The organism is Burkholderia sp. LK4, from assembly GCF_001043615.1.
Taxonomy (GTDB): domain Bacteria; phylum Pseudomonadota; class Gammaproteobacteria; order Burkholderiales; family Burkholderiaceae; genus Burkholderia; species Burkholderia cepacia.
Map to the genome: position 1 here is coordinate 158,785 of NZ_LDUL01000009.1, position 13,035 is coordinate 171,819.

At 65.3% G+C, this 13,035-nt stretch carries 20 protein-coding genes; 1 reads left to right on the top strand and 19 read right to left on the bottom strand.

All coding sequences use genetic code 11. From position 1 onward, the window contains the following. Positions 1 to 6: 6 nt before the first annotated feature. The 12 genes from VK92_RS04820 to VK92_RS04870 all read right to left on the bottom strand — a co-directional run bounded on the left by VK92_RS04820 (position 7) and on the right by VK92_RS04870 (position 5,791). Positions 7 to 2,802 (bottom strand): toprim domain-containing protein, encoded by a 2,796-nt coding sequence (locus VK92_RS04820; RefSeq protein WP_048025227.1) that lies wholly within the window; start codon positions 2,800 to 2,802, stop codon positions 7 to 9. A 2-nt stretch (positions 2,803 to 2,804) separates the two neighbouring features. Further along, on the bottom strand, positions 2,805 to 3,059 hold the full coding sequence (locus VK92_RS04825; protein WP_048025229.1) for a hypothetical protein: 255 nt from the start codon (positions 3,057 to 3,059) through the stop codon (positions 2,805 to 2,807). After that, the gene (locus VK92_RS04830; RefSeq protein WP_048025230.1) at positions 3,056 to 3,418 is read right to left on the bottom strand and encodes a hypothetical protein; all 363 of its coding nucleotides are present in this window, start codon (positions 3,416 to 3,418) and stop codon (positions 3,056 to 3,058) included. Before VK92_RS04830 ends, VK92_RS04825 begins: the two co-directional genes overlap by 4 nt. Further along, complete coding sequence (locus tag VK92_RS04835; RefSeq protein ID WP_048025232.1) at positions 3,415 to 3,747, bottom strand: hypothetical protein; 333 nt, start codon at positions 3,745 to 3,747, stop codon at positions 3,415 to 3,417. The genes VK92_RS04830 and VK92_RS04835 overlap by 4 nt, the downstream gene beginning before the upstream one ends. A gap of 4 nt (positions 3,748 to 3,751) precedes the next feature. Next, entirely contained in the window at positions 3,752 to 4,138 is a 387-nt protein-coding gene (locus VK92_RS04840) for a hypothetical protein (RefSeq protein WP_048025234.1), read from the bottom strand. Positions 4,139 to 4,142: 4 nt separating this feature from the next. Next, a complete protein-coding gene (locus tag VK92_RS04845) occupies positions 4,143 to 4,337 on the bottom strand; it encodes a hypothetical protein (protein WP_048025236.1) in 195 nt (64 codons plus the stop codon). Positions 4,338 to 4,380: 43 nt separating this feature from the next. Continuing rightward, positions 4,381 to 4,575: a hypothetical protein gene (locus tag VK92_RS04850; RefSeq protein WP_048025238.1), complete on the bottom strand. Its 195-nt coding sequence runs from the start codon at positions 4,573 to 4,575 to the stop codon at positions 4,381 to 4,383. A gap of 4 nt (positions 4,576 to 4,579) precedes the next feature. Next, positions 4,580 to 4,774: a hypothetical protein gene (locus tag VK92_RS04855; protein WP_048025240.1), complete on the bottom strand. Its 195-nt coding sequence runs from the start codon at positions 4,772 to 4,774 to the stop codon at positions 4,580 to 4,582. A gap of 88 nt (positions 4,775 to 4,862) precedes the next feature. After that, entirely contained in the window at positions 4,863 to 5,111 is a 249-nt protein-coding gene (locus VK92_RS04860) for an ogr/Delta-like zinc finger family protein (protein ID WP_048025242.1), read from the bottom strand. A 27-nt stretch (positions 5,112 to 5,138) separates the two neighbouring features. Next, positions 5,139 to 5,327 carry a hypothetical protein gene (locus VK92_RS39475; protein WP_082160889.1) on the bottom strand — a complete coding sequence of 63 codons (189 nt, stop codon included), beginning with the start codon at positions 5,325 to 5,327 and terminating at the stop codon, positions 5,139 to 5,141. Between the two features lie 28 nt (positions 5,328 to 5,355). Next, a complete protein-coding gene (locus VK92_RS04865; protein ID WP_012327650.1) occupies positions 5,356 to 5,547 on the bottom strand; it encodes a hypothetical protein in 192 nt (63 codons plus the stop codon). 16 nt (positions 5,548 to 5,563) lie between these two features. Next, positions 5,564 to 5,791, bottom strand: coding sequence for a hypothetical protein (locus VK92_RS04870; RefSeq protein ID WP_231600678.1), 228 nt, complete (start codon positions 5,789 to 5,791; stop codon positions 5,564 to 5,566). A gap of 75 nt (positions 5,792 to 5,866) precedes the next feature. On the opposite strand from VK92_RS04870, the gene VK92_RS04875 reads away from it, so the two are divergent. Next, on the top strand, positions 5,867 to 6,358 hold the full coding sequence (locus VK92_RS04875) for a helix-turn-helix domain-containing protein (RefSeq protein ID WP_048025244.1): 492 nt from the start codon (positions 5,867 to 5,869) through the stop codon (positions 6,356 to 6,358). On the opposite strand, the gene VK92_RS04880 is transcribed toward VK92_RS04875, so the two are convergent. The 7 genes from VK92_RS04880 to VK92_RS04910 all read right to left on the bottom strand — a co-directional run bounded on the left by VK92_RS04880 (position 6,349) and on the right by VK92_RS04910 (position 13,008). Next, positions 6,349 to 6,729 carry a helix-turn-helix domain-containing protein gene (locus VK92_RS04880; RefSeq protein WP_048025246.1) on the bottom strand — a complete coding sequence of 127 codons (381 nt, stop codon included), beginning with the start codon at positions 6,727 to 6,729 and terminating at the stop codon, positions 6,349 to 6,351. The two genes, VK92_RS04875 and VK92_RS04880, sit on opposite strands and share 10 nt — an antisense overlap. Positions 6,730 to 7,196: 467 nt before the next feature. Next, on the bottom strand, positions 7,197 to 8,348 hold the full coding sequence (locus VK92_RS04885) for a phage late control D family protein (protein ID WP_048025248.1): 1,152 nt from the start codon (positions 8,346 to 8,348) through the stop codon (positions 7,197 to 7,199). Continuing rightward, entirely contained in the window at positions 8,345 to 8,773 is a 429-nt protein-coding gene (locus tag VK92_RS04890) for a phage tail protein (RefSeq protein WP_048025249.1), read from the bottom strand. The genes VK92_RS04885 and VK92_RS04890 overlap by 4 nt, the downstream gene beginning before the upstream one ends. 13 nt (positions 8,774 to 8,786) lie before the next feature. Continuing rightward, a complete protein-coding gene (locus tag VK92_RS04895; protein ID WP_048025251.1) occupies positions 8,787 to 12,038 on the bottom strand; it encodes a hypothetical protein in 3,252 nt (1,083 codons plus the stop codon). Next, a complete protein-coding gene (locus tag VK92_RS39480) occupies positions 12,035 to 12,154 on the bottom strand; it encodes a GpE family phage tail protein (protein ID WP_048027970.1) in 120 nt (39 codons plus the stop codon). The genes VK92_RS04895 and VK92_RS39480 overlap by 4 nt, the downstream gene beginning before the upstream one ends. Beyond that, a complete protein-coding gene (locus VK92_RS04905; RefSeq protein ID WP_048025253.1) occupies positions 12,154 to 12,465 on the bottom strand; it encodes a phage tail assembly protein in 312 nt (103 codons plus the stop codon). Before VK92_RS04905 ends, VK92_RS39480 begins: the two co-directional genes overlap by 1 nt. A 33-nt stretch (positions 12,466 to 12,498) precedes the next feature. Then, on the bottom strand, positions 12,499 to 13,008 hold the full coding sequence (locus VK92_RS04910) for a phage major tail tube protein (RefSeq protein WP_048025255.1): 510 nt from the start codon (positions 13,006 to 13,008) through the stop codon (positions 12,499 to 12,501). Between the last annotated feature and the right edge of the window lie 27 nt (positions 13,009 to 13,035).

A 13,035-nucleotide genomic window follows, 5' to 3' on the forward strand; every position in this document is an offset into this window, starting at 1 on the left:
AGGGCGTCACGCACGGCCCCGCTGCTCGGTCGCGTCCGTCGCCAGATCTTCACGGATCGACACGTGCAGGCCGAACGCGGCCAGGCGATCGAGCGACACCGGCGTCAGATACGGCACGCGGCGGGTGTAGATCCGGCGCTCGAGTTCCTTTTCGCCGACCACGACGCCGGCGTGCTTGAGCTGCGCCTTGAACACGCGGTCGGATTTCACGGGCAAGCCGTTCCATTTGTCGCGCAGCGCGCTCGTGTGGGCGATGTGGTCCATCACATGCCCGGTGCGCAGCAATAGGCAGAACTCGCCGTCGACGGTGTCGAACGTGAACGGGTGCTTGTAGTTGCCGCCGTCGATCTCCGACAGCACGGTTTCCATGATCCAGACCCACGGCTCGCGATCGGCGCTCGTCTCGGCGATGTGGCCGTTCATTTCGGTGAGCAGGTCGCGCGGGAAGTCCCCCTCGGTCGGGTCCATGCCGGCGAATTCGCACAGGTAGCGCCAGGCGAGCGCGACGGCCGCGTAGTTGCCGGCCATCCGCTTCGCGCCGTCGTCTTCGCCGCTCGCGCGGCAGTTGGCCAGCGCCTTGTCGCGCAGCGTCGCGTACTGGTCGGCCACGGCGCGCTTGTCCAGGCCGGCGAGGAATTCGAGCCACTGGCGAACCGGGAAGCGCGGCAGGTCGTCCGGCATCAGCGGGCCGCGCTTGCCGGTCAGTGTCGTGCGCACGAGCTTGCCGAGCAGGCTGCGCACGGGCACGTCTTCGCCGGCCAGCATCACGGGCGCGCACAACAGGTATTCCGTCATGTCGGTGCCGCGACGGGTCACGGTGTACTGGTAGTTCTCCTGCAGCAGGCCGACGGCCTTGTCGATCACGTCTTGCCGGCGCGCGGACAGCTCTTCCCAGCCGACCGGGTGGCTCGTGTGGCTGATGCTGGTCAGCAGGCGGAACTCGGTCTGCAGCGACTGCCCGGAAAACATCGTGAACGCGAGCGAACGCTCGAGGCGCTTGATGAGCGTCGACTTACCCGCGCCTTTGTTCGCCTGGATCGTGATGTGCGGCCAGAAACCGAGCAGCGCCTTCAGGTGGCCGCCGAGCGCCCACACGAGCGGGATCGTTGCGGCGTTGTGCTTAAAGGTCGCCTGGTACGCGGCGATGACGCGGCGCGCGTCGCTGGCCGGGCCGGTCGGGAAGGTCAGGTTGTGATACGGGCACTGCTTGTCGGCTTCGGTGAAATAGCAGTCCGGGCCTTCGTTGACGATCAGCCGGCCGTCGCGCCAGGCGAGCCCGACGAAGTTTGCAGCCTGGCGCGCGCCGAGGTCGGCGCCGCGCTCGAGGATGTTGACCATGCGCTTGAACGGCGCCGGCGACCAGATCGGGCCGAACTTGCCCCACTGGTCGACGTTGTGCAACTGGTCGTCGAGCATCACGCGGCGCACGAGCTGCGCACCGTGGCGCGGCGCCTGCACCGACACGGCGAAGTACACGGTGGGCGCCTGGTCGGCGTCGCCAGTCATCGTCGACGTCGCGCTCGCGACTGACACGCGGCTGATGCCGGCAATGCGAAAGCCGCACAGATCCGTTACGACCGGCGTTTCGACGCCCGATTCTTCGTTGCGATCCATCTTCGTGATGTAGCTGGTGAAGTCCGGCCGAACACGGAAGCGCCAGTACTGCGCGAAGTCGTGCGAGGGCAGGAAGATACGCGGCCGGCCGCTACGCGTGGCGTCGCCGGCCAGGCCGGCGATGAGCCAGGGCTCGAGCTGCTCGAGCGCGCGCGTCAGCTCGAGCGGGCCGCGCAACTGCAGGTAGTCGTTCACGTCGTTGATCGGCTTGCGCGTCTTCTCGCCGTCCGCGAGGTCGGCCAGCCAGCCGGCCTGGTCGACGAGCACCGCGCTGATGTTCAGCGCCGTCAGCCGTTCGTAGAGCGCCCATGCAGCCTCGGGACCAGGACGGCGGCCGGCGCGCGGGTGACCGTCCGCGAAAGGCTCGTCGTTGTCGAGGCAGACGATGACTTGTTTCCCGCGCAGGAACGCGAAGTCGATGTCGCTGACGTTCGCCAGGCCGCGCAGCGCGAGGGCGGCCGTGCCAGGCATCGCGCAGGTGTCGATCGACAGCGCGTTGATCGCGCTTTCCACGATAACGACGCGCTTTGCCTTGTCGAGCCGGCGCGGATCGGCGGTCCAGCCGTAACCGGCCTTGTCGCCCTGGGTCTGCGTCTTGACGCCGCCGTTGAGCGCCGGATCGACATAGCGCATGTCGACGGCAACGACGCGGCCGTCGCCAGGCGCGCGCACGATGAACGCGGCGGCCGGGCCGGCATGGCCAACCTCGCCGGCGGCGACCTTCGAGCTGGTCCACGTGTTGAAGCCGAGCGAGCGCGCGGCGACCGCCGTGTCGATCGCGCCGGCGGAAATGCTACGGCCGCCCAGGTATTCGCGCACCTGGTCACGCTCGGCGAAGCACCGATCGGCGATGTATTCGACGGTCGATTTCTCGCGGCGCTCGGCCGGCGCCTGGCGGTCGAGCGGGATGCCGTACGCGTCGTGCAGGTAGCGCGCGGCGTCGGCGACGCTGCCGCCGCGAGCGTGGATGACCAGGTCGAGGCACGAACCGCCGACGTCGGCGCTGTGATCGCGCCAGCCGGTGCCGTGCTTCGGGTGGTTCATGAAGATCGACAGGGACGGGCTCCTGTCCTCGTGCTGCGGCGAGTGGTACAGGGCCTTGTCGCCGCCACGACCGCGCTTCAAGCCGAGACGATCGGCGAGGTCGTGCAGGTCGATGCGTTGTTTCAGTTCGTCGATCGAGGCCATCGTTATTGCGGTTGCTGTTGATGCAGGGAGAGGGCGGCAGGATTGCCGGGTGTCGCGGGGCTGTCGACGAGCGCACGGAGTGCGCCGGCCGACGCGGGGAAGGCGAGCGCCAGGCGATCGCCGAGCACGCTGACGAACAGCGCGAGCACCGCGACGCGCTGCAGGCCGCCGGGTTCGTGGTCGAAGCGCAGGGCGTCGGCCGCCGCTGCGATGGAGGCCGCGAGCGCGGCGTCGTGAGGGGTCGTGGTGTGCGTCATGCTGCTGCGCCTCCGAGGATGTCGTGGTGGTTCTGCTGCAGGCGATAGGCCGCGTGCTGCAACTCGTAGCGCGAGACCGTGGCTTGCTCGAGGATTTCGCGCAGCCGGCGCCGGTTGCGATCGACGTTCGACGTCGCGTTCGCGAGCGCGGCGGTGCGCGTCGCGCCGTGGCCGATGCGCATGCCTGAGATCAGGTGCGTGACGATCCACTTTTCGGGATGGCCGTCGTGCAGGTGCGGATCGGCATGGATGCCGAACGTGGCATCGGCGCTGTTCGGGATGACGACGTGATCGCCGGCGACGGTGCGCAGGCCGGCCGGCGTCAGCAGCTCGTAGCGGATGGTGGGTTCGTGCGTCATGCGTTCCGCCCGGCCGGTTGATCGTCAACTGTTGCGCGCGACTCGTCGACCGCCGAAGCTGCAACCCACTCGGTGCCATTCCAGCGGGCGAAGCGGCGAATCTGCTGCAGCAGGTAGTCGCCCGACTGGATGTGGAACATCGGGATCGGTTGGCTGCGCATCCAGCGCCGGATGATTTCGACACCAACGGCGCGAACCACTTCGCCAGCGTCGCGGTCGCCGTGTTCGACTGGCAGGAATTGCGCGGTGTACCAGCACCCCGCGAGATAGTCGTCGGAGAAGGTGGACAGGCGGTCAGTGTCGAATTCGAAGGTGAAGGTCTTTTTCATAGCATCACCCCTGCTTGTCGGCGAACAGTGCATCGACGATCTCGTGCGACAGCGATACCCAAGCACGAGCGCGCGGGTTCTCGAGCTCGAGAACGTCGGCGTTCGGGTTCGTCAGCTCGAATCCGTGGTGCGACATGAGCTTCGCGACAACGGCGCGAACGCACTGCTCGCGATCAAGCTTCGGCAGGAACGGGTTAATGCGTCGCACTGTGGTCCAGAACGCGCGGGCCGCGTCGTCGACCGTTTTGTTATCGGGCACGGTTACGCGGCCGTCCGCGTGGATGATGAAAGCCGGTTCGACCGGATCACGAGGGGACGCGTGGAAATACAGATCACGTGGCAACGTGGCGGCCGAGACGGTGAAGGTGCCGGGGATGGTTTTCGTGGTCATCGCATCACCCACGCGGAGGAACGGACCAGGCCAGCACCGCGACCAGGACGATCATGGCGACAGCGCCAATCGCGAAAGCAATGACGCGGGCGTGGCGAACTTCGAACAGGCGCAGCACATCGCCGGCCAGGCAGGACGCGCCAGTGAGGGAGAAGGAGAGCATCAGCAGAACGCCGATGCTGAAAACGTAGGGCTTCATGGTGTGGTTCCAGGTGAGTGCGCCGGCGGCCGGCGCGGATGGGTCAGTCGAAGTCGTTCGCGGCGCGGCACTTCCCATCGACGGGCGGCGGTTCGGGGGCAAGCTTCCGGTCCCGCCATACGCTCGCCGTACATTCGAAGGCGTGGCGGGCGGCCGGGCACAGGGCGTCGAAACTGCCGACCATGCGCAGGCGGCGCCACATCGCCCGCAGCTCGATGTCGGTAAGGAGCGCGCGCATCGCTTCAGTGCATCCAGTCGAGCACCGGCGTGCCGCACGAGAGGTCCCACGACACGACGAAGCCCAAAGCACGGGCGGATGCGACGAACACGTCGGCACGCACGTCGGCTTCGGAGATCTTCGTGAGGTAGGCGACACGCTCGTCGTAGGACAGCGATTGGGCGAGTACGGCGATCGGTGCGGGGATCAGCGTTTGCATACGGCCTCCAAGAAATTTCAGGCAAAAGGAGTCCCTCACGCCCGCAGAGCGGGCGCGATGGGTGTTCAGCGAAAAGGCGGGTTAGGGCTTAGGCGTCGAGCAGCGGGAGCTGTCGCGAATCGGTCGGAAGCCGATCAACCTTGCCGAGCGGCACGTACACGTGCGGATTCGGGTTGAGGCTCGGCGCGATCGTATGGACGGTGGCGACGTGGATCTTGTACGTCGTCGCGCATTCGATGTTGGTGCACTGGCAGTACGCCTCGCGGACGAGGGACGACAGCGTGCGGCTGGTTCGAATGACGGCGCGGCTGCCGCAGTGGTGACACTTCAATTTCATCGTGACTTCCTGTCGGAGACTGCCGCGTTAGTTACGGCTGGTGGTTACGGCGTAAAGAGCCCGGTTTCGTCCGGTGAGGCGACGCGCACCGTTGCGCAGTCGTCGCTTCACGAGCCATTCGGCCGCCTGCTGGATCGTCGCAAGACCTTCCTGCAGTCGGACGCGTTCAAGGAGTTCGGCTTCTTGCTCGGTGAATGTGAGTTCGAGTTCGGGCATTGGATCGGCTGCTCTAGGGCTGCTGTTTTCAGCCGTGCTCGTGGGCTACATTGCACGCTGGAATCAGAGCCTCAGCGGCTTCGCGCAAAACCATCTGGCGAATCAGCGTTGCAGCGGCCTCGCCCTGGTAATTGGCGAGCGCGGTAATGAGGGCGTATTCGTAGTCGTCGAACCGCACCATCAAGCGGTTGTCGCGGACACGTTTTGGATCCGGATACATGGTGGTCACCTCGGGTTCAGCTTGCGGAAACATTGCCCGTGGTGTCCTCAATCGAGGACATCCTGGCGAGGTAGCGGGGGAGCCCTTCGAGATAGATGAGGCGTGCGAGGCTCGACAGTGAGCGCCGTTCTTGTTGGCCGAGCTGCTCGAGCTGCGCCCGCTCTGCGGGAAGGAGGCGAAGCGAAACGGTCTTGCTGGACATGACGCCCGGCGGCGCACGCCGCGGGCCTTTGTGGGTAGTCATGGCGGGTATACTCAATTTCGATAGTGCTTCACTAGGGATAGGTGAAGTGTAAGGTAATCAAAACGAAACCGCAAGATGTCTGACATTTCAATAGGAAACCGGTTGAAGGAGGAGCGCATGCGTATCGGTCTGAGCCAGGCGGAATTCGCTGCACTGGGCGGGCTCGGTAAGCAGGCCCAGCTCAATTACGAATCGGACGCGCGATCGCCCGATGCGAACTACCTGGCCGCGCTTTCGAAGGTCGGGGTCGACGTGCTGTACGTCATCACGGGCGAGCGTGCGCAGGGGCCCGGCGTACCGGACGATGAGGCCGAGCTGCTCGAGGGGTTTCGCCAGTTGAACGACGTCGGCCGCACGGCCGTCCAGGCTTCGGTCAACGGCTTCTTGCTCGCCGGGACGATGACGATCTCAGGCGCGCCGGCTAAGCGGCTTCCGCGTCTTGCCGAAAACCGCGCTGCGAAATTGGATGCTGCGGCGCTCGAGGTGCTGCGAGACGCGCAGGGCGACGCGGAACGTGTGAAGCGCGAACGCGCATCGAAGAAAAGCGCCGCGAAAGATCAGGACTGACGAAGAGTCTCTGCGGCGCGCTCGAGCGCCGCCATCGCAGTTTCGACTTCCCCTAACACGTCGTTCGTCGTCATGTCGGTCGACGCGCCTTCGAACGGTTCGCACAACGCAGCGAGTTCGCGATCGAAGCGGGCCACGACGGCGCGGAGCTGCGCGCCGAACTCCGTGAGTCGAAAACCGTCACTCCCAGATCGGCGCTTCATCAGCGGGCGGCCGAGGACGCGCTCGAGCTCGGACACCTTCTCGCTGACCGTCGGCCGCTGTACGCCCATTGCCTGCGCCGCCTCCGAAATGCTGCGATAGCGCGCGATCTCACTGTATGCGCGCAGCAGATTCCAGTTGAGTCGAGGGGGAGTCGTCCGGGAAACCATGATTCAAGCGATAGTTGTTATTGGCCGTAATGCGCCCTTCGCAGTGGCTGGGGACGGGTGATCGGGAGAGAGCCGACGAAAGTTAGGCGATTTCCTAACTTTCACAGGGCTTTCTCCTACATTCCATTTGTCTGAAAAAAGCACGAGAATGGGGCAGCGTTACAGCACGCGTGAATGCCGTTTCACGTCGTAGCGCCTCTCAAAATATCCGAAGAGGAAGCCGTTGTGAGTTACAAGCCGCAAGACCCGCAATACCAAATTGAAACAGCCGACGACGGGGTAATCCGACGCTGTACCGAAGCCACGCTAGCCGCGCAATGTGGGCGCGCCGGCTCCACTGTAGCTGGGAACCGAGAGGCGCGCGCAGTGCGTGACTTGTCGGCCGGTGAGCGCGCGGCACTGCTGGCGCAGGTCACGAGTGCGATGTTGAGCCTGTCGAACATCCGCAACCTGCTGCTGACGTAACGTCACGCATCCGCCGAGGTGTCGATCTCTGGCACCTCGGTCGCTTTGACCTCTAGATCGAGGTCCGATGTAAATCCGCCGTTACCGTCGATCGAATGTGTAACGCGCGCAATGATCCAGTTGCAATCGTCGATGACACGTTTGTAACCGCGCACGGTTACAGGTAATTCGGTCATCAGCTCGGGGCGGCCGAGCGCCAGCACAATGCTGAACTCTGCGACGCCGCGCTGTAACTTCTCCCACTCTGCCTTCGCCGCCCGCGTCGCGTTCCCCTTGTTCGCGTACGTGTGTCGCAACGTCTTCACGTTCTCAGCCGTGCCGAACAGCACGTCGCCGCTCTTGTCGATCGGCTTCTTCTTCGCTGTCGTGCGACGCCGGCGCCGCTTTACGGTGGTCGACTGCTTCTTCGCGGTGCGCGTGTTCAGGTAGAACGCCTGCACACCGGAATACGTGTCCCGATCGGCGACGCCGAACTCGTGGCGATCGCCGACGTCGCGGGTGATCGTGACGGCCGGCAGCGGCTTGCCGCTCGCTGTGGTCGCTTCGCCGGCCTTGATGAAGAGCAGCAACCCGTTTTTCACGGTCGCGATCGCGTCGAACATCTTCGCCAGGCGCGATAGCAGATTGGCATCCGACTCTGCCGTCTGGTCGATGTGGTCGACGAGCTGCGCGTCGAGCGCCTTGCTGATGCGCGCCTCGACCTTGTTCTGGCTGGCGATCGCGCGCACGATCGCGCCGACTGTCTGCCGGTGCCAGGAGCGCTCCTTCTTGATCGACAGGCCCGCGCGCAGGTCGACACTTCGCGCGCGGATGGTCAGCACGTCGGGCGTGCCGGTGTGCCGAACCTCGTCGACCATGAATTCGCCCTTGTCGACCAGGCCGTTTGCCGCACCGGCCCAGCCGATCGACAGCTTCAGCGTGACGCCGCGACTCGGGATCTCCAAGGCGCCGTCCGCATCGTCGAGGCTGATGTCGAGCTGGTCCGCTTCGAAGCCGCGGTTGTCCTGCAGTGTCATCGAGATCAGCCGGCCGTCGAACTTCTTCGTGATGTTCTTGCCGTTCAGCGTGATCGAGTAGATCGCACGCGGCACGCGATCGTCGGCGAGCACGACCTGCTGCACCAGGTCGGCGCCGGGGATGTCGGTCAGGTTCATAGCGAGATCGCCCCCTTGATGGCGTCGGTCACGATGCCGAGCATGTCGAGCTCGTCGTTACGCGTCAGCGCGATCGTGAACTCAATGCGCCGCGCGGTGCCGTCGCTGAAGAACAGCGTGCGTGTCGTATCGATGTTGTCGATCGTGAACATGCCGTAGATGTGGCCCGTGCCCTCGATCAGCGGCCAGGCGGTGTGTTGGTCGGCCATCGCCTCAATGACGGCAAGGGAAAGGTCGCCGCCCGTCAGCTCGGGCAGCAGCACGCCGGACAGGCTGATGGTTTCGTCATCTTCGCCGACGTACTGCCGCGCGGGCTTTTTACCGACGCGGTTGTTGCTGGCGAAACGCCAGCCGCGCCGGCGCTTCAGTTCCTGGTAGGGCAGGGTCGACAGGCTGAACACGAACAACCCGAGCGCCATCATCATGAGAACTTCTCCTTCAATCCCGGTCGCGCAAACGCGAGCGCTCGCGCGCAGCCTGCGCGGCCTGTTCCTGACGTAACACCTGGCGAACCTCTTGCGCGAGCGCCTGCACATCCATGCCTGGCGACGCGTATAGGTTGATCGTGATCGGCGCCGGTGCGACTGGCGCACGTGCAGCGGCCGACGCGACCGTGAGCGGTGGCCGGTTGTCGACGGTGAGCGGGGCGCCGCCGGCGATTGCCGCGCCGGTGATGCCGATGCCGGCGCCGGCGGCGACGATCCGCTTGCCGACCTCGAGCACGGTCGACAGCGGCCCGTCCTGCCCTTCGCGCAGCCCCTGGTCGAGGCCGGCCATCGTGAAGCCGCCGAGCGCGGCGAACACGCGGCTCGGCGAATGGATGCCGAGCTTTTCCTTGAACCAGCCGATTACGCTGCCGCCGGCCGACTCGATCGCATCCTTCACGGAGCCCAGGCCGTTTTTGATCCCAGTCACGAGCCCCGACATCAGGTTGGCGCCGAACTCGACGAAGCGCGCGGCAGCGTCGGCCGCGACCACGACGATGTTGGCGAGCCACGCGCCGAAGCCCTTGCCGGCGTTTGCTGCGGCGTCCAGGCTCTTCTTGCTGGTGTCGACCGGTCCGAGCAGCCGCGTGATCCAGTCCCAGGCGCTTTTCACAGCACCGACCAACCAGTCGAATACGGGCTTCAGCGGCTCAAACGCCGCACCGAGCACCCCGAACACGCGGGTGAAGATCGGCGCGAGCGGCTTCAGGCCCTCGGTGAGCCCTTGCCAGAAGCCCGAGAAAAACGCCTTGATCGGCTCCCAGTACTTCACGATCAGCAGCGCGGCGACCGCGATAGCGGCAATCACCAGGCCGATCGGGCTCATGAGTGCGACGCGGCCGACGAACAGCAGCGTCTGTGCGAGCCCGCCGAGCGCAGCACGCACGCCGTTGATCGCCCCCATCGTGCCGCCCTTGACCAGGTTGAAGCCGCCGCGTGCCGTGTCGACGGCCATCCCGGGCGCACCGCGTCGTGCGACGTACTGCCGAGCGGCCGTCCAGCGCGACGACACGGCCGCACGCGATGCGGCCGCATGCGCGGCGACGGCGCGCCACACCTGAATGGTGTACTGGCGCGCGGCACTGGTGCCGTTTTTCATCGCCGTTGCGGCCGACCCGCCCCATTGCATCACTGCCGCCTTGGCCGCCTGGCTCGCGGCCGGCACGCGCTGGCCGAGTGACACGACATAGGTGCGCAACGATGACGCGGCAGCGCGAGGCGACGAAGCCTGCCATGCGCTCGACAGTGCCGAGCGAATGCGCCCGGCGGCGGCCTGCGTGCCTTTACCGGCGGCCGTGACGCCGGATGCTGCCCCGGACGCCGCGCGGGAAATGCCACGCAGCGCGCCGGCGCCGGGGAGGAGTGCGCGCGCGATGGCTCCGCCCTGAATGCCGAGCATCGACATGCTGAAGCGAACGATCGCCATCGGCCCGAGCACGGCAGCCAGTGCGATCGTCAGCGTGCCGAGGACGGCAAGCAGCACGCCCAGGCCGGCCGCGCCGATCACGACGGCGCGCGTGAAATTCGGGTATTCCTTCGCGAAGCCGAGCAGACGCTCGAGGACGCTCGCCGTCAGCTCGAGCGCGCGGTTGTACACGGGCAGGACCTGCTCGCCGATGACGGTGCGCAGGTTGCGAACCTTCTCGAGCGCGGCCAGCTCCTTCCCTTCGGTTTGTTTCTGCCCCAGCTCATGCAGTTGGTCGATGCCGTACGCGCCACGGTTCAGCTTCTCGTTCTTGTGAATCTGCTCGCGCTGCATGTACATCGTGGCGAACAGGTTCGCGCCGTTGCCGTTCGTCATGATCGTGGAGAATTCCTCCAGGATCTTCGCGTCGGACGTGATGCCCTTCGCCTTCAGCTTAGGCAGCAGCACCTTCTCCATCCACTCGAACGGCGAAGCGTTGAAGAGGTCGCCCTGCATCAGCGCGCCGGGCTTGATTCGCTTGACGGTGCCGGTCGTCGTGTACTCGACATCCTTCTTGTTGACGAGCCCAAGCTCGACCAGGCGCTTCGATGCACGCACGGTCGTTTTGCCCTGCATCAGGTTGCTGTAGGCAGCCTGCACGCCCGTGCCGGCAGCGTGGCCGCCCATTTCCTGAATCAGCGGCTCCATCTGGTAATAGAACGCGTCCTGGCGCATCTGCTTCGCGGCGACCTTGCCGGTCTGGATGAAGTTGCGCCACTCGTCGCCGCCGACGCGACCGCCCGTCGCGGACAGCACCTGCTGGACCATGTTCGCTTCGCCCTTGAACGCTGCTTCGCTTTTCGTGCCGCCGCGCAGCTCGATCACCTTCAGCATGTTCATGAACTTTTCTTCGTTATCGTGCCCTTGAGCCGAGCCGAACATCGCCTCGTTCGCGAACTTCATCTTCGCGAGCGTCGGCATCACCATCTGCGCGTGGTGTTCGTCCGCGAAGATCGACATCGCGTCGCGCATCAGCGTCATGTTCTCGGATGTCGACACACCGACCGATTTCATCGAACGCACGTAACGCTCGGCGTCCTGCGTGGCTTGATCGCCCAGGCCGAGCGCCTGAATGCGGCCGCGCTCGTTCTGCACCTTCTTTGCCTCGCCCAGCGGCTCGCGCAGATCGTTGAGGATGTGCGAGCCGGTCGCACGCGCGGCATACCCGCCGATCGCCATTTCGGCGGCGGCAGTGCGTGCAGCGCCCATCTTGGCCCGCGTGTCCGCGATGCGCTTCTGGCGGGTGTTCAATGCGTCGAGCCGCCGCGATTGCGCGTCGATCGCACCGGTCGTTGCGGCGATGTCGGTGCGCAGCGCGCGCTCGTGCTGGGAAAGCTTGCCCGTGTCGATGCCGGCGCGACCGAGCCGGTTGCGCAGCTCGTCGAGACTGGCGGATTGTTTCTTGAAGGCGGTTCCGAGCTTCGACGAGGCTTGCCGTGCTTTCGCCAGCTCGGCAATCATCTGCTGCGACGGAGGGCCTACCGCATGCAACGATTTCGCGAGTTCTTTGACCTTCTTCTGTGCGTCGGCGAGCTTCGTCGACGTGTTGGCGAGCCCCGTGCGCATTTCGCGGAACTCACCGATGCGCCGCTGCGTGTCGTTGAGTTCCTTGAGCCGCGCGCGAGTGTCCCGCAGATCCTTCGCGAGCGTGCGGTTGCGGCCGGCGATCTCACGGATCGGCCGGCTCGCCTGGTCGAGCGCCTTGAGGACGACCTCGAGACGCAGGGAACGGTCGCTCATTCATCACCTTGATCGTGTCGTTCACGCGCGCGCTCGCGCCAAGCCATCAGGTCTGGCAGTGGCATGGCGTCCATTACGTCGGGCGACCAGTGGAACACGAGCGCGATGTCGGCCATTACGTCGTCGACGCCTCGAGGGAGACGTCCACTTTCGACGAGTTCGGCAGCAAAAAACCGGCGACCTCGGTGCCGAGCTGCAGCAGGTCGGCCGGGTCCATGCGCTGAACGTCCTGGTCGGTCAGCGTCGGATTGCTGATGCGCGGCAGCACCTTCGACAGCGCGATGACGTCGAGCTGCAAAAGGTCGGTCAGGGCGACGCCGCGCAGCGCGCCGGAATGCGGCTTGGTCAGCGTGATGGTGGTGATTTCTTGCTCGCCGCGTCGGATCGGCGTGTCGAGCGTGATGACGGCGGATTGTTTCGTTTGCATGACGTGTTTCCTGGACAGGTAGTGGAACGAGAATTACAGGCCGAGCGCGCGGCGTTGCTGGGCGAGACGATCGACGCCGCCAACCATTTCGATGAAGTTCGGGAAGTCGATCTCGATCAGGGTTTCGCCGTTGACGACGAGGCGGTAATACGCGAGCGACATCGTGCCGGTCTGGTCGGCGTTGTCGCCGGCCTTGGCCTTGCCGGGGTCGATTTCCTTGTAGCGGCCGCGCACATACACTTCGGCCGCATCGACTTCCTCGGTGTCGTCGCGTTGGTAGGAGCCGGCGAAGCGTGCGGTGACGCCGTCGATCTTCGACGTGCCCCACGTCTTGAACATCGCCTTCATGAAGCCGCCCATCGTGAGGCCCAGCTCGAGCTTCTCCATGCCGAGGTCGATGTCGACCTCACCGTTCATGCCGCCGCCGCGATACGCCTCCATCTTGCGCGTGAGCTTCGGCAACTGGATTTCCTGCACCTCGCCGACGTACGAGATACCGTCCTCGAACACGATGAAATTCTTGAGTTTGGATGGCAGAGCCATTGCGTTTTCCTATGGTGAGTGGCGGGG

Excerpts from the sequence above, each read along its gene's own strand:
- VK92_RS04905 (WP_048025253.1), bottom strand. The coding sequence starts at position 12,465 with ATGCAAACGAAACAATCCGCCGTCATCACGCTCGACACGCCGATCCGA.
- VK92_RS04850 (WP_048025238.1), bottom strand. The coding sequence starts at position 4,575 with ATGCGCGCGCTCCTTACCGACATCGAGCTGCGGGCGATGTGGCGCCGC.
- VK92_RS04910 (WP_048025255.1), bottom strand. The coding sequence starts at position 13,008 with ATGGCTCTGCCATCCAAACTCAAGAATTTCATCGTGTTCGAGGACGGT.
- VK92_RS04865 (WP_012327650.1), bottom strand. The coding sequence starts at position 5,547 with ATGTATCCGGATCCAAAACGTGTCCGCGACAACCGCTTGATGGTGCGG.
- VK92_RS04840 (WP_048025234.1), bottom strand. The coding sequence starts at position 4,138 with ATGACCACGAAAACCATCCCCGGCACCTTCACCGTCTCGGCCGCCACG.
- VK92_RS04835 (WP_048025232.1), bottom strand. The coding sequence starts at position 3,747 with ATGAAAAAGACCTTCACCTTCGAATTCGACACTGACCGCCTGTCCACC.
- VK92_RS04875 (WP_048025244.1), top strand. The coding sequence starts at position 5,867 with ATGTCTGACATTTCAATAGGAAACCGGTTGAAGGAGGAGCGCATGCGT.
- VK92_RS04855 (WP_048025240.1), bottom strand. The coding sequence starts at position 4,774 with ATGCAAACGCTGATCCCCGCACCGATCGCCGTACTCGCCCAATCGCTG.
- VK92_RS39475 (WP_082160889.1), bottom strand. The coding sequence starts at position 5,327 with ATGCCCGAACTCGAACTCACATTCACCGAGCAAGAAGCCGAACTCCTT.
- VK92_RS04860 (WP_048025242.1), bottom strand. The coding sequence starts at position 5,111 with ATGAAATTGAAGTGTCACCACTGCGGCAGCCGCGCCGTCATTCGAACC.
- VK92_RS04820 (WP_048025227.1), bottom strand. The coding sequence starts at position 2,802 with ATGGCCTCGATCGACGAACTGAAACAACGCATCGACCTGCACGACCTC.
- VK92_RS04845 (WP_048025236.1), bottom strand. The coding sequence starts at position 4,337 with ATGAAGCCCTACGTTTTCAGCATCGGCGTTCTGCTGATGCTCTCCTTC.
- VK92_RS04885 (WP_048025248.1), bottom strand. The coding sequence starts at position 8,348 with ATGAACCTGACCGACATCCCCGGCGCCGACCTGGTGCAGCAGGTCGTG.
- VK92_RS04870 (WP_231600678.1), bottom strand. The coding sequence starts at position 5,791 with ATGACTACCCACAAAGGCCCGCGGCGTGCGCCGCCGGGCGTCATGTCC.
- VK92_RS39480 (WP_048027970.1), bottom strand. The coding sequence starts at position 12,154 with ATGGCCGACATCGCGCTCGTGTTCCACTGGTCGCCCGACGTAATGGAC.
- VK92_RS04830 (WP_048025230.1), bottom strand. The coding sequence starts at position 3,418 with ATGACGCACGAACCCACCATCCGCTACGAGCTGCTGACGCCGGCCGGC.
- VK92_RS04825 (WP_048025229.1), bottom strand. The coding sequence starts at position 3,059 with ATGACGCACACCACGACCCCTCACGACGCCGCGCTCGCGGCCTCCATC.
- VK92_RS04880 (WP_048025246.1), bottom strand. The coding sequence starts at position 6,729 with ATGGTTTCCCGGACGACTCCCCCTCGACTCAACTGGAATCTGCTGCGC.
- VK92_RS04890 (WP_048025249.1), bottom strand. The coding sequence starts at position 8,773 with ATGATGATGGCGCTCGGGTTGTTCGTGTTCAGCCTGTCGACCCTGCCC.
- VK92_RS04895 (WP_048025251.1), bottom strand. The coding sequence starts at position 12,038 with ATGAGCGACCGTTCCCTGCGTCTCGAGGTCGTCCTCAAGGCGCTCGAC.